This window comes from Labrys sp. LIt4 (assembly GCF_017813775.1).
Lineage (GTDB): Bacteria > Pseudomonadota > Alphaproteobacteria > Rhizobiales > Labraceae > Labrys > Labrys okinawensis_A.
In genome coordinates this window covers 188830-208460 of the sequence record NZ_JAGIPY010000011.1, presented here as the reverse complement: position 1 = coordinate 208460, position 19631 = coordinate 188830, and the positions used below count along the sequence as shown (strand labels likewise).

The following is a 19631-nucleotide window of genomic DNA, read 5'->3' as shown; positions in this document are numbered from 1 at the left end:
CATCACTCTCAATGCAATCTTGCGCGATCAGGCCCCGTTCAAGGCCTGACACTCGCTCAACTACAGTTGCCGGAAATCACCGCGCGACGGCTGCCCAGAAGCTTGCCTTGCGGCCATGCTGCTGGCGCAGATAGGCCCGCCAATCGGCATGGCTGAGGCGTCCCAGCTTCGACAGCGCTGCGGGATCGAGCCGCATGGCGAGATCGTCCAGCCTGGCGAGATAGGCGGCGCCATGGCCATAGGCCGCCGACTTGCCCTTCGTCAGGATGTCTTCGACCAAAGCGCGGTAGAGCAGGCTGGCGGCAAGAGGCTGCTCCTCCTGCAGCCTGTCCGCCACCCATTGCAGCACCTGGTAGTGGCTGCCGTCCCAGACCAGGCCGAAATCGAGCACCAGCCGGGCGGCATGATCGAGGCGCGGCCATTCGGTCAGGAAATGAAGGGCGCGGTAGCGCGTCTTGGCGGTCAGGGCATGGGCGAAGGCCCTGTCGAGTACCTCGAACTCGGCGAAATCATCGAGCCTGGCGAGATAGGCCCGCAAGATGCCGGGATCGAGCGTCGCCTCGAAGGTCGCCCAGCGCAGTTCCTGGGCTTCCTGCCTGCGGCCGAGCACCTCCAGGATGCGCGCCTTGAGACCGCTCCGGGCCGGCAGCCGGAAATCCCGCCTGACCACGCCATCCGCAAGATCCAGCGCATCGGCATAGGCAAGCCGCGAGGGCTCCTCGATATCCAGCCAGGACAGGGCCTCCTCTGCCCGGCCGGCTGCGAGCAGTTTCTCCGCGACGGCAAGCCCGTCACGGGACTCGCGGGGCTTCTCGTTTTCCAGAGCGATCCAGGCATCGAGGTCGTCCCGCCTGGCGGCGATGGCCTGGCGCAATTCCCGATAGGGACCAGCCCTATAGGCCGATTGCAGCGTCGCTACCTTGTCCGCCAGCAGGCGGTCCCATCGATCCAGATCCGCCGCCGAGGCCTGCTCCAGGAGGGAGGCGATCAAAGCGGGCGCGATATCGCCGGCCCTGTCCGTAAGAGCCATCACCCTGTCGGGCAGGCCGGCAAGATCGGCCGGCTCCAGCCGGGTCGCCAGCGGCCCCAGGGCCGACACCGCCTCGTTATAGAGATCTTCGAGGCGGTTGGAGGACAAGGCCCGCGCGAAAACGCCCGCCGCGGTGGCGATGAAACGCAGCAGCAGATCAACGGCGAGCGGCGCAGAACCGGGACCGATCTCCCCAATGATATTGGCGAGTGTCGCCGCCAAATCCTTCTCGAATTCCCTGATCTTGGGCCAATCGATGAAGGAGCGTGCCTTTTCCAGCGCCGCCAGGCGCCGTTCCACCAGTTTGGCGACCGCCTCGGGCCCCTGGGCACCGGCGAGCGCCGCGGTCACCCGCTTGCGGAACGCCGGATTGGCCTGCGCCTCCTCGACGATCAGTTCCGCCAGCTTGGCCGGGCCGAGTTCGGCAAGGCTCGCCGGCGTCAATTTCGATTTCGCGGCCATGTCGGCACTCCCTGGATGGCGGCTGGGCCGTTCACCCAGTTTGCAGCGCTCGGCTCGATTTGGCAGCCCCAAATGAAAAACCCGCCACGTTGCCGTGGCGGGTTTTCCAAGAACAATTGCGGCAAGCTGCAGCTCAGGCGGCAGCCTTGACCTTCTCGACCAGGGCCTTGAAGGCTTCCGGCTCGCGGATGGCGAGATCGGACAGCACCTTGCGGTCGATCTCGATGCCGGCCTTGGCCAGGCCCGCGATGAACTTCGAATAGGTCAGGCCAAGCTCGCGGACAGCGGCGTTGACGCGCTGGATCCACAGAGCGCGCATGTTGCGCTTCTTGAGCTTGCGGCCGATATAGGCGTATTGCATCGAACGATCGACCGCCTGCTTGGCGATACGGATCGTGTTCTTGCGGCGGCCGTAAAAGCCCTTCGCCGCGTCGAGTGTCTTCTTGTGCTTTGCATGGGACGTAACGCCCCGTTTCACGCGTGCCATCTGCTGATCTCCTTAAGGTTTCGCGTTGCCGTGGCGATCAGCCGTTCGGCAGGAAATACTTCTTCACGTTGTCGCCGTCCGTCTTGAAGAGGACGCGCGTGCCGCGAAGCTTACGGATCTGCTTGTTGGTACGCTTGATCATGCCGTGGCGCTTGCCCTGCTGGGCGTGCACCACCTTGCCCGATCCCGTGATCTTGAAGCGCTTTTTGGCGCCCGACTTGGTCTTCATCTTGGGCATTTTGCTCGTCTCCGAATAAAAAAGGCGCCGAAACCTGTTGGGTTCCGCCACCGGTAAGCCGTGTGCTTATTGAAAAGCGCCCGAGCCAACAACATCGCCACGGCAGCCCTTATCAGCCGGTCGATGCGGGGGAGCCGGGTCTATAGCGACATGCCGGGAGAAAAGCAACAGGCCGGGCGGTTCCGGCCTCCAATTTCGGCGCATTTTGCGGGCACTGAGCAGTTCCCGCTGGGCCTCGTGGCGGCGATCCTATCCGCACTGACGATAGGTATGCACCAGCGGGGTCTTCTCGCCGTCAACGGTCGCGTGGGAAACCGCCGCCAGTTCCTTGCCGATCTTCACCAGGATGACGGTGTAGTCGAAGGTTTCTCCTTCGCTGTCTTCCGACATCTGCAGCCGCCAGGTCGGGGGATCCTTGGCGATCTGCGTAACGGCACTCGCCCGCCCGATGCTGCCCTCCTCCGTCCATTTCTTGCCCTCGACCGTGATCCGCAGCGGCGCCTCGCCCCGCAGATCCTTCTTGCTGGCGCAGCTTTCGACATCGCGGGTCCACACGCCCTGCGCCTCAGCGGGAAAGGCCACGTCGGCCTTGCCCTGCGCGGCCCAGGCTGTCGGGACAAGGCAGGAAACGGCGAGGAGCATAAAGCGCAGACGACGTGGCATGAATTCTCTCCGGATGATCGGCCGGCGCTACCGCCGCCCCCGATTCGTCTCTAGAGCAAAGCGCGTTCAGGCGTGAACGCTTATTTGCTCTAACTCATTGTTGTGACGCGTCTTTGCGATTCTAGGTGACTCCGTCTAATCGCAAAACGCTCTGGCACGGCCATGCCCGCTTCTTGGATACGCCCGGAACAATCGAGCGTCGGCCCCGTCACGCGGCGGCACCCTTGGCCAGCCTCCGGATCGCCTGCGGCGGCTGGCCGAAAGCGCGCAGGAAGGCGCGCCGCATGCGCTCGCGGTCGGCAAACCCGGTCTCCCGAGCCACGATGTCGATGGGATGGAGGGTCTGTTCCATCATCAGCCGCGCCGCCTCGACCCGCAGATTCTCCACCGCCTTGGCCGGCGACTGGCCCGTTTCGGCGCGAAAGGCGCGGCTGAACTGGCGCGGGCTGAGATGGGCGACCTCGGCAAGCTGCTCGACGGACAGCGGCGTGTGCAGGTTGCGCCTGGCATAGGTGAGCGCGGTCTGGATCCGGTCCGACTTGGCGTCGAGATCGAGCAGGTTGGAATGCTGCGACTGGCCGCCGCCGCGCCGGTGATAGAGCACGAGCTGGCGGGCCACGATGCGGGCGAGCTCGGCGCCGTGATCCTCCTCCACCATGCCGAGGGCGAGATCGACGCCTGCGCTCATGCCGGCCGAGGTCCAGATCTGGCCATCGGCGATGAAGATGCGGTCTTCGTCCACCTTGAGCTGCGGAAAGCGGGCCTGCAGGTCGCGCGTCCACAGCCAATGGGTGGTCACCCGCCGGCCGTCGAGCAGTCCCGCCTCGGCGAGCACGAAGGCGCCGGTACAGATCGAGGCAACCCGGCGGGACAGCGCCGGCGCCCGCCGCACATAACCAACGACATCAGGCGTCGGCGGATCGACATCGGGCGTGCCGCAGACCACCAGCGTGTCGAATTCGGGCTCGTCGAAGCGAAGGCTGTCGAGCGTGGGGCCGACGGAGCTGCGCACGGGGCCTCCGCTTTCCGAGACGATGGCAATGTCATAGAGCGCCTTGTCCGCCGCATAATTGGCGAATTCGAAGGCCGAGAGAGCGGCAAAGCTCATCAACTGGAAATTGGGCGAAATCAGAAAGCCGACGCGTTGCATGAGCGCCTCCATTCTTGTCCTGAAAGGTGGCATATATGACATTTGAGACAAAAGCCAGCGGATCTAATCTCCGGCCATTGCAACCCATGGAGATTTCCCATGTCCGCCACCTCCAAAGTGTCCGCCACCTCCAAAGGCACCGTGCTGATCACGGGCGCCTCTTCCGGCATCGGCGCCGTCTATGCCGATCGCCTCGCCCACCGCGGCTATGACCTGATCCTCGTCGCCCGCAGCGAGGACAAGCTCAAGGCCCTCGCGGACCGTATTGGCAAGGCGACCGGCCGCCATGTCGGCATCCTCGCGGCCGACCTCAATGCCCGCGACGGCCTTGCCGCCGTCGAGGCCGTGCTGAAGAGCGACAAGAGCATCACCGGACTGGTCAACAATGCCGGTTTCGGCAGCGCGACGCCCCTGCTCCAGGCCTCGGCCGAGAAGATGGAGGACATGATCGGCCTCAACGTCACCGCGCTCACGCGGCTGACCTATGCCGCCGTCCCCGGCCTAGTCGAGCGCGGCGGCGGCACCATCGTCAACATCGCCTCCATCGTGGCGATCGCCCCGGAACTGCTGAACGGGGTCTATGGCGGCAGCAAGGCCTATGTGCTCGCCTTCAGCCAGAGCCTGCACCACGAACTCGCCGACAAGAACATCCGCATCCAGGCCGTCCTGCCCGGCGCTACCGCCACCGATTTCTGGAACGTCCTCGGCGTGCCCGTCGAACAATTGCCGGAGAGCATCGGCGTGATGTCGGCCGAGGACATGGTGGACGCCGCCCTCGCCGGCCTCGACCAGGGCGAGGTGGTGACGATCCCGGCCCTGCCCGAACTCGCCGACTGGGCCGGCTTCGAGGCAGTCCGCAAGAGGTTGTCGCCGAACCTCTCGCATCCCAAGCCGGCCGCGCGCTATCGGGTCGGACAGGCCAGCGCCGCCTGAACGGAGCGACAACAAAAAGGGCGGCCCGGCGGGCCGCCCTTTCTGATTTGCAGCACTGGAAGCCCGCCTTACTCGGCGGCGGCTTCGCCTTCGGCCTTGGCCTTCTTTTCCAGATCCTCGCCGGTGGCCTGGTCGACGGCCTTCATCGACAGGCGCACCTTGCCGCGCTCGTCGAAGCCGAGCAGCTTGACCTTGACCTTGTCGCCTTCCTTGACCACGTCGGTGACCTTGTTCACGCGGTTCGCAGCCAGCTGCGAGATGTGAACCAGGCCGTCCTTGGCGCCGAAGAAGTTGACGAAGGCGCCGAAATCGGTGGTCTTGACCACGGTGCCGTCATAGATCGCATTGAGCTCGGGCTCGGAAGCGATCGACTTGATCCAGTTGATCGCGGCCTTGATCGCGGTACCCGAAGCCGAGGCGACCTTGATGGTGCCGTCGTCCTGGATGTCGATCTTGGCGCCGGTCTTTTCGACGATCTCGCGGATGACCTTGCCGCCCGAGCCGATCACTTCGCGGATCTTGTCGACCGGGATGGTGATCACTTCGATGCGCGGGGCATGCTCGCCGAGCTCGGCGCGGGCGCCGGACAGGGCCTTGGCCATCTCGCCGAGGATGTGGAGGCGGCCGCCCTTGGCCTGCTCCAGAGCGACCTTCATGATCTCTTCGGTGATACCGGCGATCTTGATGTCCATCTGCAGCGAGGTGATGCCGTTCTCGGTGCCGGCCACCTTGAAGTCCATGTCGCCGAGATGGTCCTCGTCACCCAGAATGTCGGAGAGCACGGCAAAGCGCTCGCCTTCCAGGATCAGGCCCATGGCGATACCCGCGACCGGGGCGCGCAGCGGCACGCCGGCATCCATCAGCGCCAGCGAGGTGCCGCAGACGGTGGCCATCGAGGAGGAACCGTTGGACTCGGTGATCTCCGAGACGACGCGGATGGTGTAGGGGAACTCGTGCTGCGGGGGCAGCATCGGGTGAACGGCGCGCCAGGCGAGCTTGCCGTGGCCGATCTCGCGGCGGCCGGGCGAGCCCATGCGGCCGGTCTCGCCGACCGAGTAGGGCGGGAAGTTGTAATGAAGCAGGAAGCGCTCCTTGTAGGTGCCCTCCAGGCTGTCGATGAACTGCTCGTCGTCACCGGTGCCCAGCGTGGCGACGGCCAGGGCCTGCGTCTCGCCGCGGGTGAACAGGGCGGAGCCGTGGGTGCGCGGCAGGATGCCGGCTTCGGCCACGATCGGGCGGACCGTCTTGACGTCGCGGCCGTCGATGCGGGTGCCCTTGTCGAGGATGTTCCAGCGCACGACCTTGGCCTGCAGCTCGTGGAAGACCTCGGCGATCTCCTGCTTGGTGTAGGCCGGGTTTTCCTCGCCCTCGGGCAGGAAGTGGGCCACGACCTTGGCCTTGGCAGCATCGACGGCGGCATAGCGCTGCTGCTTGGCCGTGATCGAATAGGCGGCGCGCAGATCGGCCTCGACCACGCCGAGCATGGCCTTCTCCAGCTCCGAACGATCGGCCGGCTGGAAGTCGCGCGGCTCCTTGGCCGCCTTCTCGGCGAGGCGGATGATTGCCTCGATCACCGGCTGGAAGCCGGAATGGCCGAGCATCACGGCCTCGAGCATGGTCTGCTCGGAGAGCTCCTTGGCTTCCGATTCCACCATCAGCACGGCGTCGGCGGTGCCGGCGACCACGAGCTCGAGCGAGGATTCCTTCATCTCGTCGATCGTCGGGTTGAGCTTGAGCGCGCCGTTGATGTAGCCGACGCTGGCAGCGCCCACCGGGCCCATGAAGGGCACGCCGGAGAGCGTGAGGGCGGCCGAGGCGGCAACCATCGAGACGACGTCGGTGTCGTTGATCAGGTCATGCGACAGCACGGTGACGATGACCTGGGTGTCGTTGCGATAGCCGTCGACGAAGAGCGGGCGGATCGGGCGATCGATCAGACGGGAGATCAGGGTCTCGCGCTCGGACGGACGGCCTTCACGCTTGAAATAACCGCCGGGGATGCGGCCGGCCGCGAAGGCCTTTTCCTGGTAGTTGACGGTCAGCGGGAAGAAATCGACGCCGGCCTTCGGCTCCTTGGCCGAGACGACGGTGGCCAGTACCGTGGTGTCGCCATAGGTGGCAAGCACGGCGCCGTCGGCCTGACGGGCGATCTTGCCGGTTTCGAGGGTCAGCTTGCGGCCGGCCCATTCCAGCTCTTCGCGATAAATTGTGAACATTAAGGATCAATCCTACTCTTGTGGATCGACCGGACGAGGCAGGGCGTCAACCAATGGCGCCTGAAACAAAAGCGGCCATCGCAAGATGGCGGGAAGCATCCTGACGCTCAACGTCCGAGGGTTGCTTCCTGCGATCCTGCCATGGCCTGCTGCCTATCCGGTCTGTGGGCTTTCGCGCCGGCCCCATGCCGCCGCGTCCCGGTCTTGAAAGGGAACAGCCCGAAAGGCATGGAGCCTTCCGGGCTTGATCGGTCTTAGCGGCGGATGCCGAGACGCTCGATGATCGACTTGTAGCGGGCTTCGTCGCGCGACTTGAGATAGTCGAGCAGCGAGCGGCGCAGAGCCACCATCTTGAGAAGGCCACGACGGGAGTGGTTGTCCTTCACATGCGACTTGAAATGGCCGGTCAGATTGGTGATGCGCTCGGTGAGGATCGCGATCTGGACTTCCGAGGAACCGGTATCACCGGCCTTGGAGCCATATTCCTTGATGAGCGCGGTCTTGCGCTCTTGGCTGATCGACATCGGGTCTTCCTTTCATGAAGCATCGCGGCGCGGAGCGCGCGATTGCTGGTACCGTCTTGCGACGAAAGGGCCATCTGGCCAGGATCGCCGTCCACCAGGGCCCGGCCGGGATGTCGTCCAGCGGGGTCGGCGGGGGCGGGCAAAATCCGGCACATCCGCGCCGGGATGCGGCCCTATAGTCGAAGCGCGCCCAAAAAGCCAGAAAAAAGCAAGCGCGGGTGAAACGCCGTTCGCTTAAGGAGACACCGCTCCGATTTGTCATAGCCGGGCTTGACCCGGCTATCCCGTCCCCCCCGACGCAATCGAGCAAGAGGCTGGATTGCCGGGTCAAGCCCGGCAATGACAAAGGTCGTGCCAAATCCAAGACAGCGCAAGTGCACCGCATCAAGCCCTCTGGCGAGGCTCCCTAAATTCCTTTAAGGCAAAGACGTGCCCCGTTCCACCCCCACCAGCCCCCTGCCCGGCAACAGGCCCGGCCGTTTCGGACTATCGGCCCGCCTGCTCGTCCTAACCATCCTGTTCGGCCTGCTGGCCGAGGTGCTGGTCTACCTGCCGGTGGTGGCCAATTATCGGCGCAACTGGCTCTCCAATCGCATCGCCTCCGCCATCACCGCGGCGCTGGTGCTGGAAGCGGCGCCCGACGGCATGGTTTCCGACGATCTCGCCCGGCAGATCCTCGCCTCGGTGGGCGCCAAGATGGTGGCGTTGAAGACCGACGACAGCAAGCGGCTGCTCGCTTCCTCCGACATGCCGCCCACCGTGGCCATCGCCACAGATCTGCGCAGCCTCACGGCGATGGAGGCGATCGGCGACGCGCTCGACACGCTGCTGGCGCCCAAGGGACGCTTCATCCGTGTGGTCGGCGATGCGCCCATGCACGGGCAATATGTCGAGATCGTCGTCGACGAGACGCCGCTCCAGCAGGGCATGTACGACTTCGCCCGGCGCTGGCTCGTGATCACGCTGGCCATTTCCACCATCACCGCCGGCCTGATCTATCTCACCCTGAGCCTGTTCATCGTGCGCCCGATGCGCCGGCTCACCGGCGCCATGATGCGCTTTGCCGCCGACCCGGAGGATGAGGCGGGCGTGATCCGCACCTCCGGCCGCAGCGACGAAATCGGCGTGGCGGAACGCGAATTCGCCGCCATGCAGCGCCAGCTCCACGGCATGCTGCAGCAAAAGAGCCGGCTGGCGGCGCTGGGTCTCGCCGTTTCCAAGATCAATCACGACCTGCGCAACATGCTGGCGGCTGCGCAGCTGTTTTCCGACCGCCTGACCGAGACCGACGATCCCATCGTGCAGCGGCTGGCGCCGAAACTGATCCAGACCATCGGCCGGGCCATCGCCTTCTGCCAGTCGACGCTGTCCTATGGGCTCGCCTCCGAGCCGCTGCCCACGCGGCGGCGGATCGCACTCGCCCCTGTTGTCGCCGATACGCGCCAATTGCTCGGCCTCGGCGAGGCGAACGATCGGCTGGCATGGGTCGAGACGCTGGAACCGGACCTGCAGATCGACGCCGACCCCGACCAGCTCTCGCGCGTCCTGCTCAATCTGTGCCGCAACGCCGTGCAGGCCCTGGAGGGCCATGTCACGCCCGACGCCTCGCCGAACCGGATCGAGATCAGCGGGCGGCGGAACGGCGCCGTGGTGACCATCGACGTGGCGGACAACGGCCCGGGGGTCTCGCTGAAAGCCGGCCAGAAGCTGTTCGAGGCCTTCTCAGGCTCGACACGCCCCGGCGGCTCCGGGCTCGGCCTGGCGATCGCCGCCGAGCTCGTGCGCGCCCATGGCGGCACGCTGGCGCTGATCGAGCAGACGGCGGAGAGCAGCGGCGCGACGTTCCGGATCACCATACCCGACCGTCCGGCCTGACGGATCGGCAACGCCGGCCTCGGGTTAGCGACAGTCACGATTCCCCCTCCCCTGGAGGGGGAGGGTATTAACGGCACTCGTTAACCTGAGTTCGGGGCTGCGTCGGCGGCGCCCCGCGCATGGACGACCGCGGCGCGGCGCGCTATAGCGTTTTGCGATTAGACGGAGTCATCAAGAATCGCAAAGACGCGTCAGAACAATGAGCTAGAGCAAATAAGCGTTCACGCTTGAACGCGCTTTGCTCTAGAGTCGTGCCGGTCCCGTGTCGGGACGATCGCATTGGCGTGACGCTGGGGAGCTGGTCGCGCTCGACCAGAACCCCAATCGGGTAGGCTCATGAACAATATCAAGGGCAGCGGCGATGTCGGCAATCCCGTCGACATCAATGCCGTGCAGACCACACGCCGGATCGTCCTCGGCCTCCTCGGCGTACTCGGCTTCGTGGTGCTGCTGTTCACCGACTCGCTGTGGCAGGATGAGGCCGGCCACGGCTTCCACGAGACCATCGAAAGCGTCGGACTGGTGCTGATCGTGGTGGCCATCGTCGGGCGCACCTGGTGTTCCCTCTATATCGGCGGACGCAAGAAGCAGCTCATCGTCGAGGATGGCCCCTACTCGATCTGCCGCAATCCGCTCTACGTCTTCTCCTTCATCGGTGCCGCCGGGGCCGGGGCGCAGTTCGGCACTCTCACCACCACGGCGCTGGTTTTCACCATCACCGTGGTGATCTTCACCATCGTGACGCATAAGGAGGAACAGTTCCTCCACGACAAGTTCGGCGCGGTCTATGACGCCTATTGCGCCCGCGTCCCCCGCTTCGTACCGAATTTCGCGCTGTGGCGCTCGGTGCCGACGCTGGAGATCCAGACCTCGCTGGTGACGCGCACCTTTCTGGACGCCTGCCTGTTCCTGGCCGCCTTTCCGGTGGCCGAACTGGTCGAACTCCTGCAGAATCAGGGCTATCTGCCGATCTACCTGCTGGTGCCGTGAAGCATCGCATCCGGGGCGGGTCTTCGGAGCCTGGTTCAATCATCGCAAACAGAGCGGCGAAAGGCTCGGTTTTGTCATGCCCGGGCTTGTTCCGGGCATCCCGATACCGCCACTTGTCGAGATTGCCGCGCTGGATTGCCGGGACGAAGCCCGGCAATGGCAAAAGCCGAGTTTGACAGATTTTTCGGTCAGGCTCTTCGGACCCGCCTGCTGTCATTTTTGGAAAGAGGCGGTCTGAAGGCCCGCGCCTGCTGGAGCAAAGCGCGTTCAGACGGATACGCCGCATTGCTGCAACTCTTTGATTGGACGCGTCTTTGCGATTCCTGGCGATTGCGCCAAATCGCAAAACCCCTTAGGAGCCCAGCGCCTGCGCCGCCAGGAAAGCGTTGCACAGGCACCAAGTCCTGCGATATCGCTGGGATTTGCGGCTGCCGGACGGTCCGGCCCTCTCCTGGAGCAAAGCGCGTTTACACGGAAGCGCTCTTTTGCTCCCGCTCCTTGTTCGAACGCGTCTTTGCGATTTTCGGTGTCGCCACCACATCGCAAAATGCCATAGGTGTTTTCCATGCGTATCCTGGCCATCGACACAGCCCTCGAAGCCTGCTCGGCCAGCGTGTTCGATTCCGATGACGGCGCCATCGTCTCGCAGACATTGCCGATGGCGCGCGGCCAGGCCGAGGCGCTGATTCCGCTGGTGCGCGACGTCGTCGAGCGGGCGGGCGGGTTTTCCCTGATCGACCGCGTCGCCACCACCGTCGGGCCGGGATCCTTCACCGGGCTGCGCGTGGCCATTTCGGCCGCGCGGGCCTTCGCCCTGTCGCTGCGCGTGCCCTGCGTCGGCATTTCCACGCTGGCGGCGATCGCCGCGCCCCATATCGACGAGAATGACGGCCAGCACGTCGCCGTCGCCATCGATGCGCGCCATGGCCATGTCTATTTCGAACTCTTCTCCAATCGCGGCCGCAGCATCGTCGAGGCCGGCTGCATCCCGCTGCGCGAGGCGGCCCGCGTGCTCGGACCGGCGACGGTGAAGATGGCCGGGCCGGCCGCGCCGCTGCTGTTCGAGGAGGCCAAGGCCGCCGGCACGGCCGGCCAGATCGTCGATGCCAGCCCGGCGCCGGATATCGACTGGGTGGCCAGGCTCGGCCTGCTCGCCGACCCCGCCGACTCGCCGCCCAAGCCGACCTATCTCAAGCCCGCCGACGCGACGCCGCAGCAGAACGGTCAGATCGCACGGCAGTGAGGACAGGGCGATGAGCCTGCGAGCGCCGCGTTTCCAGGAGCGGACGAGGACGCCGAGCTCCCGGGAATGGCCGCCAATGATAAGGGAACGTCCATGAGCTGGTTCGGCCGCACACAGCCTCCCGTCATCGGCGACGCCAGGGCCGGCGATGCGGCAGGCCTGGCCGCCATCCACGCCTCGGGCTTCGAACGCGGCTGGGATGCGCATGAATTCGAACGCATGCTGGCCGACCGCCTGACGATCGCCCATATCGCCCGGCCGGGCGGCAAGGGAGCGCCGACGGGCTTTGCCCTGTCGCGCCTGGTGGTGGATGAGGCCGAGATCCTCACTATCGCCGTCGCGCCTGCCTCCCGCCGTGCGGGACTGGCGACCCTGTTGCTGCAGCACCATCTCGGACGGCTCGCGGCAGCAGGCGCGCACAAGGTCTTCCTGGAGGTCGCCGAAGACAATGTCGCCGCTCTTCGCCTCTATCGACGCCACGGCTTCGACGAGATCGCCAGGCGGCAGGCCTATTATGCCCGCGCCAAGGGACCGCCGGCGACGGCTGTCATCATGGAGCGGGCGTTGAGATGACCCCGTATGCGCGGCTACAGCATCGAACCTGATTTCTGAATCAGGCTCGATGCTGTAATTCCTTGTTGCCGCATCTTTTTTGCCGAAAACCGGTACCCACTTTTCGGCGCGATGCTCTAATCGCACCTTTTCTCTAACCCCTTGTTTTGGCGCGTTTTCTTCATCGAAGGATCTATCGATTTTTCTGAAAAACGCTCTAGGACAACGGTCGAGCGAGATGGTAGACCCGACGAAGAAGCGCAACGGTCGGGCCTCCCTCGCCCTGCGAAGCGGGGAGAAGGTAAGGGTGAGGGGCTGCGCAAAGCGTCCGGACTATCCGGTCGCGCCGCCCCTCATCCTTACCTTCTCCCCGTAAGAACGGGGCGAAGGGGTGGCTGACGTCGCGCTCTTCACCTATCCCAGCGCCCATGGATGGAACGTCCGCGCGCCCGGCAAGCAAGGAGTTTCACCATGGCCGACATGCGGCTCGTCGTAGCAGGCGCCTCCGGGCGCATGGGGCAGACCCTGATCCGCATGATCGCGGAGACCCCGGGGGTCGTGCTCGCGGGCGCCATCGAGCGGACGGGATCGCCCGCCATCGGCCAGGATGCCGGACGCCTCGCCGGGCTCGATGCCAATGGCGTCATCGTCACCGACGATCCGCTCGGCCTGCTGACCTCGGCGGAGGGCATCATCGACTTCACCGCCCCCGCCGCCACCGTCGAGCTCGCTGCCCTCGCGGCTCAGATGCGCATCGTGCATGTGATCGGCACCACCGGACTCTCCAAGGAAGACTTTGCCCGCCTCAAGGCCGCCGCCCGGCATGCCGTGATCGTGCAGTCCGGCAATATGAGCCTGGGCGTCAATCTGCTGGCGGCCGTGGTCAAGCGCGTCGCCAGGAGCCTGGATGCCGATTTCGACATCGAGGTCCTGGAGATGCATCACAACCGCAAGGTCGATGCCCCCTCGGGCACGGCCCTGATGCTGGGCCAAGCCGCAGCCGAAGGCCGCGGCATCGATCTCGACGCTAATGCCGACCGGGTACGTGACGGCCATCCGGGCGCCCGCCAGAAGGGCCATATCGGTTTTGCGACGCTGCGGGGCGGCACCGTGGTTGGCGAGCACAGCGTGATCTTCGCCGGCGAGAACGAACGCCTCGAATTCTCCCACAAGGCCGAAAGCCGCACGATGTTCGCCAGGGGCGCCCTCAAGGCCGCGCTCTGGGGCTTCGGCCGCAAGCCCGGCTATTATTCCATGGCCGATGTCTTGGGGCTGGCGGATTTTTGAAAAAGCGGGTGCGGATTGGAGGGTCGATCTCCAGATCGACCTTCTTCGCTCTCCTTCACGCATAGCCTATCCAAGATGGTCGATCTGGAGATCGACCCTCCACTTGCGCTCCGATCCATCACGCCGCGTGCGACGCCGGCTCCTCGCACAGGATCGAATAGAGGCCCGCTGCGTCGCTGGTGGCCCGCAGCTTCTGCACGATGAGGGGATCGCGCAGCATGCGGGCAATACGCGACAAAGCGCGCAGATGGTCGGCACCGGCGCTTTCGGGCGCCAGCAGCAGGAAGATGACGTCGACGGGCTGGCCGTCCAGGGCCTCGAAGTCGATCGGGCGCTCCAGGCGGGCGAACAGGCCGAAGATCCGATTGAACTTGGCCAGCTTGCCATGCGGGATGGCAATGCCGTTGCCGACGCCGGTCGAGCCCAGGCGTTCCCTCTGAAGCAGCGTATCGAAGATTTCTCGCTCGCCCAGGCCGGTCAATGCAGCGGCACGTTCGGCGATTTCCTGCAGAGCCTGCTTTTTCGAGTTTACTCTCAGCGCCGGAAGCACAGCATCCTGCGGCAGCAGATCACTCAAAGGCATCGCATTCCTCGCGGGGGTTCGAGCCGGGAGCCCATGCGAAAGGGCCGGCTCAATAGCTTGGCGCCCGCCCCTTCAGAATTGTTCTTCGGAGGCGGGCGCTCGATTGGGTGGGCCTGTCAGGTCGACTCTGCCGTTGTCTGCGGCAGATCGATCCAGCCAATATGGCCATCGGGGCGGCGGTAAACCACGTTCACGCGGCCATGTCCAGCGTGACGGAAAACCAGGGCGGCCGCGCCGGTCAAATCGAGGTCGACAACGGCCTCGCTCACCGACAGCCGCTTCATCTTGGTGGTATTCTCCGCGACGATCACCGGTGTGAACTCTTCGGGAGACAGATCCTCGTCGTTCGGCGCCGTAATGATGTAGTCGGTCGACTCGGCCGTGGTCGCGGTATCCGGGCCGGCATGATAGTCCTTGATGCGGTGCTTGTAGCGTTTGAGACGCTTGGTCAGGCGTTCCGTCGCCAAATCGACACTGGCATGCGGGTCATGCGCCATCGATTCGGTCTGCAGGGTAAGCCCGGTGGGAAGATGAATGCGGCAATCGGTCCGGAAACCGGTGCCTTCCTTCTTCACGGTGACCTGGCCGGTGTAGGATTGGTCAAAATATTTCGACAGGCTTTCGGCAACCCGCGCCTGAACGTGGGTCCGCAAGGCATCGCCAATGTCGAGATTTTGTCCTGAGACACGCAGCGTCATGCTTCGCTCCGCTTCTTGAGACACGCAGGCCAAGGGGCCCGCATCCGGGTGGTGATTTCAGGGCATGCCGTCAGTTATGGCTTCCGTGGAGCCCAAAGCCATAACTGGCGACACACCTTGCGATCACCCCTCAATTAGGTAAGACCGTATGGAGGCGGCGTCAACGTTACATTATTTTCACGCCGCCCGCCGCAGGCAGGCGGAGCGATTTGTCCGAAAGCCGTCTCCATTCAATTTTTAAGAATAAAATCAAATAGTTACAAAAGGCCTCCGGCCGTTTCCGCATCAATAGTGCCGGGCGGCGTCCACAGGCGCATCGAAGGGCAATCCCCGCTCGTGGCGCTCGATCTGGCGCAGCACGAAACGCCCCACCGCGTCTTCGTCGGAGATCGCCGAATTGTGGGGCGTGATCGTCACGCGCGGGTGCTCCCAAAGCGGGTTATCCACCGGAAGCGGCTCGGTCTCGAACACATCGAGCGTGGCGGCCCGCAGCACGCCTTCATCGAGCGCCGAGATGATGTCAGCCTCCACCTGCAGGCCGCCGCGGCCGGCATTCATCAGGATGGGAGCGCCGAGCACGCCGTCATGGGCGAGCTTCTCGAACAGGGACCGGTTGAGGATGCCCCTGGTCTCCGGCGTCAGCGGCAGCAGGCTGACCAGCAGGTCGGTGCGGCCCAGGAAGGCGTCGAGTTCGCCGCCGGCATAGGTCTTCACGCCCTCGATCTGCTTGGGGGTCCGGCTCCAGCCGGCGACGTCGAAGCCCATGGTCTTGAGCTTGCCGATGGCATCGACGCCGAGCACGCCCAGGCCCATCACGCCCACCCGCAATTCATGCGCCGCCGGCGAGGGCATCACCTCGCGCCACAATTTCTGGCGCTGCAGCAGATAGTAGTCGTTCTGGTTGCGCAGATGGATGAGGGCATGCATCACCACCCATTCGCTCATGCGGGTGGTGAGATTGTCGTCCACCACGCGGCCGAGCGGGACGTTGGGCAAGGTCGGATCGGACAGGACATGGTCGACGCCGGCGCCGAGCGAAATGATGCCCTTCAGATTGGGCAGGCTCGCCAGCAGGCCGGGCGGCTGCTTCCAGACGGCCGCATAGGTGATGTCGGCGAGATTGCCGACATCGGGCCAGGCCCGGATGTCGCGCTCCGGCGCCAGGCGGCGCAGGCGCTCCAGCCAGGGCTCGACTTCCCACTGGGTGATGCACAGAAGTAGGGCCATGGGGGAGATCTCCTGGAAGAAGGGGTTTGCCCCTCTTACAGAGCAAGCGCGGCCCTGCAAAGTTTCATTCCCGGGTGCGGACATGCTCGTCCATAGCATGGTGGAGAAAGCGAAAGACGCCATGCCAGCCGCCCCTTCGCCCCGTTCTTACGGGAAGAAGGTGAGGATGAGGGGCATCCGATCATCTTGGCCAGTCCTTCGTCCCAACACCTATGGACGCTCAACCGGCGCTCCCAGCCCTTCCGCGATCAGCTCCAGCGCTTTTCGTGCTCGATCAGCCAGCGCTTGCGCCAGAGGCCGCCGCCATAGCCGGTGAGCGCCCCGTCGGAGCCGACCAGGCGGTGACAGGGCACGACGATGGCGAACGGGTTGGCGCCATTGGCCCGGGCCACGGCCCGGAAGGCGGAAGGACGCTCCAGCCTCTCGGCGAGCCTGGCATAGGACAGGCAGATGCCGGCCGGGATCTGCCGCAGCCCCTGCCAGACCTGCCGGGTGAAATCAGAGCCATGCAGGGCGAGCGGCGTGGCGAAGACCGGCGAGCGGCCGGCAAAATAAGCGGCAAGCTCGGCCTCGATGCCATCGATCGCCGCCGTGCGGCCGAAGGCGATGGCCGAGCGCGCGGCCTTGCGCAGGCGGGCGAGTTCGCCCGGCAGGGCCTTGCGATCGAAGAACTCGACGAGATGCAGGGCATGGCGATCGCCCACGGCCAGCATGGCGCCGAGGGGCGTGGCGATCCAATCGGCCTTGAGCAGGTCGCGTCCCTTGAGGTGGGGCGGGGTTTCCTCCACCGCGCGTATCACCGTGTCGCGCACGTCCTGTTCCCGCCTCGGGCCCGCCTCGGCCCAGTCCTCGTCCTCACTCCATGCATGCATGCCCGAACCGTCCTGCCTCGAAAGAAGATGCAAGACTGGATCGCGGGCCCGATGCGGGCAACCCGATTCCTGCGGCCGGCTACAGGCGCTGCCGACATCGATGCGGTTGCCGCCCATTCACAGCGGTTCGAACCGAAAGCCGCTTCCGGATCGGAAGAGGCGCCCGACGCCCGGCGAGTCGAGATGGGCACCCGCGACATAGCAGCCCTCCTCGGTCGCCAATGCCATTATTCGCATGCGGCTCTCACGCGCCTTGTCCTGATCCGCGTCGAATTCCCAGGTGATTTCCGGCCGCTCGAATTGCAGCGACGGCACATGAATGGTGTCGCCCCAGATCAGGACGGTTTCGCCATCGCTGGTAACGCGAAAGCAGGTATGCCCCTTTTCGTGGCCGGCTGCAGCCAGGGCTTCTATGGCCGGCGTGATGCGCTGCCCCGCCGCGAAAGGCTCTTCCCGGCCGTGAAACCGTTGAAGTCTCGCTTCGGCTCGAAATCGGCCGAGCTCTTCCTCGGGAACCAGCAGGCGTGAAAGTTGGGGAAAGGCATCCCGCCCATCCGGCAGGATCAGCCCCTGGATATGATCGAGATGGGTGTGGGTGAAGGCCACCGTCCGAATCCGCTCGGCGGCAATATTCGCCTCCTGCAGGGCCTGGGGCAGGAATCCCATGCTCGGATCCCAGGCGTTCGACGCACCCGTATCGATCAATGTCGCCTCCGTGCCGTCATCGAGCAGGAAAGCGTTGACGGACAGCCGCAGCCCGCCATCGACAAGCCGCAGCTGAGAGGGCAGGTCCTCGCCGAACGTCTTGTCATTCGCCTGCCGCAACCGGGTTACCGGCATATCGACATAGCCGTCGCGCAGCGACACCAGACGCAGCGAACCAAATTCATAGGCGGCATGAAATTCGCCGGAGCCTATTCGTTTCATTTTTCGAGGATCACTTTTTTCTCGGAGGGAAATCTTATCGTTCCGCGGCGATGCCGTCATCCAATAAGCGCACCGGAGGCGGTGCCCGCCAGCGGGCTCCAGCCAGGCAATTCCCGGCGCGACAGGACATCCCGCATCCACCCTCAGCGCTCGAGAAAAAGCACCATCAGCGCCTCGTCGAGATAGCGGTTCCCGGTCTTGAGCGCCCGCGGCTCCACGCCATAGACCTCGAAGCCGAGCCGGCGATAGAGCGCCAGGGCGCCGTCATTGCCGTCGACGACCGCCAGGAGGAGTTGTTCCACCTCGCCGCGGGCGGCTTCGATCACCGCCGTCATCAGCGCGCCGGCGACGCCTTGCCCGCGCCACCGCGGCGCGACATAGACGCCCCAGACCTCGCCCTTATGCCTGTCCTTGAGGCCGTCCTGTCGCCGGTAGCCGGCCATGCCGACGATCTGATCGCCCATATAGGCCCCGAACACCACGGCCTGGGACAGCCGCTCGGCAAAGGCAGCGAGCGGCCTGGCGCTCTCGGTTGCGTGTGTGCTGCCGAAGGCCTCGGGCGCGGTGGCGAGTGCATCGAGCCGTATCGCCCGGTAATCGATGGAATCGGCGGGGCCGAGGCGTCGGATGGCGACGGACATTCAGACGGCTTCCTTCCCGAGTGCTTCCTTCTCCACCACGTCCAGAAACCGCCGCAGGGCGGGCGAGCGATCGCCGTGACGCCAGGCGAGCCCGGTCTCGATCACGGGCGCGGCGTCCCGCAGGGCCAGATAGCGCACGCCCTGGCGCTGCAGGCGCTGGAGCGACCGCGGCACCAGCGCCAGCCCCATGCCGGCCGCGACGAGGCTGATGATCGTCTGCATCTGGATCGCCTCCTGCCTGACCGGCAAAGCCGCGCCATGGGCGGCATAATAGCCGGAGACGATGTCGTGGAAAGCCGGGGCGCTGCGCCGCGGGAACAGGATGAGAGGCGCCGCCATGAGCGCATCGACCGGAAGGTCCGGCTCTGCGAAACCTGAGCGCCCTTGCTCGGTCCAGGCAGCGGGCACGGCCGCGACCAGCGGCTCCCGCAGCAGCGGCCGGTAGTCGAGCGCTCCGGGCAGGCTGGTGCGCGAGGAGGCGATCACCATGCCGACATCGACTTTCTCCTCCAGCAACGCCTCGATCTGCAGATCGCTGGTCATCTCCAGGAGTGCCAGTTCGACGGCCGGAAAGCGATCGCGGAAGAGACTGACCAGACCCGGCAGCAGGCTGTAATCGGCGGTCGAGACGAAGGCGAGACGCAACAGGCCGGCCTCCCCGCGCGACAGGCGGCGGGCGATCTCCGGCAGGGCACTGGCATCCTCGAATACCCGGCGGGCATGCGCCAGCCATTCGCGCCCGACCGGCGTGAGCGCGACATGGCGCTTGGTGCGGGCGAACAGCTTGACGCCGAGTTCGGCCTCCAGCGCCTGGATGGCCTGGCTGAGCGGCGGCTGCGTCATCGCCAGCCGCTCGGCGGCGCGGCCGAAATGCAACTCCTCCGCCACGGTGAGGAAATAGCGCAGCTGCCGCAGATCCATGGGTTTTTTCCAAGACGAGGTATTGTCGATCATCAATATCTTTCTCGACCTAATAACGCCAGAAACATATATTTTACCAACGATTGGAACGGCTCTAGCATGGGCGGGATTT

At 65.1% G+C, this 19631-nt stretch carries 18 protein-coding genes and 2 pseudogenes; 6 read left to right on the top strand and 14 right to left on the bottom strand.

Features of this window, described 5'->3' with window-relative positions; genetic code table 11:
• Nucleotides 1-76 precede the first annotated feature (76 nt).
• The 5 genes from J8I29_RS20700 to J8I29_RS20680 all read right to left on the bottom strand — a co-directional run bounded on the left by J8I29_RS20700 (nucleotide 77) and on the right by J8I29_RS20680 (nucleotide 4030).
• Entirely contained in the window at nucleotides 77-1492 is a 1416-nt protein-coding gene (locus J8I29_RS20700) for a DUF6880 family protein (RefSeq protein ID WP_209433086.1), read from the bottom strand.
• A gap of 133 nt (nucleotides 1493-1625) precedes the next feature.
• The gene (gene rplT / locus J8I29_RS20695) at nucleotides 1626-1979 is read right to left on the bottom strand and encodes a 50S ribosomal protein L20 (protein WP_068297422.1); all 354 of its coding nucleotides are present in this window, start codon (nucleotides 1977-1979) and stop codon (nucleotides 1626-1628) included.
• 37 nt (nucleotides 1980-2016) lie between these two features.
• Entirely contained in the window at nucleotides 2017-2217 is a 201-nt protein-coding gene (rpmI, locus tag J8I29_RS20690) for a 50S ribosomal protein L35 (RefSeq protein WP_068297425.1), read from the bottom strand.
• 249 nt (nucleotides 2218-2466) lie between these two features.
• Nucleotides 2467-2880 carry a hypothetical protein gene (locus J8I29_RS20685; RefSeq protein WP_209433085.1) on the bottom strand — a complete coding sequence of 138 codons (414 nt, stop codon included), beginning with the start codon at nucleotides 2878-2880 and terminating at the stop codon, nucleotides 2467-2469.
• 208 nt (nucleotides 2881-3088) lie between these two features.
• Nucleotides 3089-4030, bottom strand: a complete 942-nt coding sequence (locus J8I29_RS20680) for a GlxA family transcriptional regulator (RefSeq protein ID WP_209433084.1) — start codon at nucleotides 4028-4030, stop codon at nucleotides 3089-3091.
• A 117-nt stretch (nucleotides 4031-4147) separates the two neighbouring features.
• Here J8I29_RS20680 and J8I29_RS20675 point away from each other — a divergent pair, with 117 nt between their 5' ends.
• Nucleotides 4148-4963, top strand: a complete 816-nt coding sequence (locus J8I29_RS20675) for an SDR family oxidoreductase (protein WP_209433100.1) — start codon at nucleotides 4148-4150, stop codon at nucleotides 4961-4963.
• Between the two features lie 42 nt (nucleotides 4964-5005).
• Here J8I29_RS20675 and pnp read toward each other — a convergent pair.
• Together pnp and rpsO are read right to left on the bottom strand one after the other, a co-directional pair.
• Nucleotides 5006-7179: pseudogene (pnp, locus tag J8I29_RS20670) on the bottom strand (polyribonucleotide nucleotidyltransferase); the annotation flags it as partial.
• A gap of 254 nt (nucleotides 7180-7433) precedes the next feature.
• Nucleotides 7434-7703 carry a 30S ribosomal protein S15 gene (gene rpsO, locus J8I29_RS20665; RefSeq protein ID WP_105865551.1) on the bottom strand — a complete coding sequence of 90 codons (270 nt, stop codon included), beginning with the start codon at nucleotides 7701-7703 and terminating at the stop codon, nucleotides 7434-7436.
• Nucleotides 7704-8132: 429 nt separating this feature from the next.
• On the opposite strand from rpsO, the gene J8I29_RS20660 reads away from it, so the two are divergent.
• The 5 genes from J8I29_RS20660 (at nucleotide 8133) to dapB (ending at nucleotide 13650) form a co-directional block, all read left to right on the top strand.
• Entirely contained in the window at nucleotides 8133-9578 is a 1446-nt protein-coding gene (locus J8I29_RS20660) for a HAMP domain-containing sensor histidine kinase (protein WP_209433083.1), read from the top strand.
• Between the two features lie 336 nt (nucleotides 9579-9914).
• Entirely contained in the window at nucleotides 9915-10568 is a 654-nt protein-coding gene (locus tag J8I29_RS20655; RefSeq protein WP_209433082.1) for an isoprenylcysteine carboxylmethyltransferase family protein, read from the top strand.
• Between the two features lie 565 nt (nucleotides 10569-11133).
• A complete protein-coding gene (gene tsaB / locus J8I29_RS20650; RefSeq protein ID WP_209433081.1) occupies nucleotides 11134-11811 on the top strand; it encodes a tRNA (adenosine(37)-N6)-threonylcarbamoyltransferase complex dimerization subunit type 1 TsaB in 678 nt (225 codons plus the stop codon).
• Nucleotides 11812-11904: 93 nt separating this feature from the next.
• Nucleotides 11905-12384 (top strand): ribosomal protein S18-alanine N-acetyltransferase, encoded by a 480-nt coding sequence (gene rimI, locus J8I29_RS20645; protein ID WP_209433080.1) that lies wholly within the window; start codon nucleotides 11905-11907, stop codon nucleotides 12382-12384.
• A gap of 450 nt (nucleotides 12385-12834) precedes the next feature.
• Entirely contained in the window at nucleotides 12835-13650 is an 816-nt protein-coding gene (gene dapB, locus J8I29_RS20640; RefSeq protein WP_209433079.1) for a 4-hydroxy-tetrahydrodipicolinate reductase, read from the top strand.
• A 118-nt stretch (nucleotides 13651-13768) separates the two neighbouring features.
• On the opposite strand, the gene ptsN is transcribed toward dapB, so the two are convergent.
• From ptsN to J8I29_RS20605, 7 genes and pseudogenes are all read right to left on the bottom strand, one after another.
• On the bottom strand, nucleotides 13769-14233 hold the full coding sequence (ptsN, locus tag J8I29_RS20635) for a PTS IIA-like nitrogen regulatory protein PtsN (RefSeq protein ID WP_105863271.1): 465 nt from the start codon (nucleotides 14231-14233) through the stop codon (nucleotides 13769-13771).
• Nucleotides 14234-14349: 116 nt separating this feature from the next.
• Nucleotides 14350-14931, bottom strand: coding sequence for a ribosome-associated translation inhibitor RaiA (gene raiA, locus J8I29_RS20630; RefSeq protein ID WP_105863272.1), 582 nt, complete (start codon nucleotides 14929-14931; stop codon nucleotides 14350-14352).
• Nucleotides 14932-15216: 285 nt separating this feature from the next.
• Entirely contained in the window at nucleotides 15217-16158 is a 942-nt protein-coding gene (locus J8I29_RS20625) for a glyoxylate/hydroxypyruvate reductase A (protein ID WP_209433078.1), read from the bottom strand.
• 248 nt (nucleotides 16159-16406) lie between these two features.
• A pseudogene (locus J8I29_RS20620) lies at nucleotides 16407-16937 on the bottom strand (methylated-DNA--[protein]-cysteine S-methyltransferase); the annotation flags it as partial.
• Between the two features lie 210 nt (nucleotides 16938-17147).
• Entirely contained in the window at nucleotides 17148-17957 is an 810-nt protein-coding gene (locus J8I29_RS20615) for an MBL fold metallo-hydrolase (protein ID WP_209433076.1), read from the bottom strand.
• A gap of 143 nt (nucleotides 17958-18100) precedes the next feature.
• Entirely contained in the window at nucleotides 18101-18598 is a 498-nt protein-coding gene (locus tag J8I29_RS20610) for a GNAT family N-acetyltransferase (RefSeq protein WP_209433075.1), read from the bottom strand.
• The gene (locus J8I29_RS20605) at nucleotides 18599-19519 is read right to left on the bottom strand and encodes a LysR family transcriptional regulator (RefSeq protein ID WP_209433074.1); all 921 of its coding nucleotides are present in this window, start codon (nucleotides 19517-19519) and stop codon (nucleotides 18599-18601) included.
• Between the last annotated feature and the right edge of the window lie 112 nt (nucleotides 19520-19631).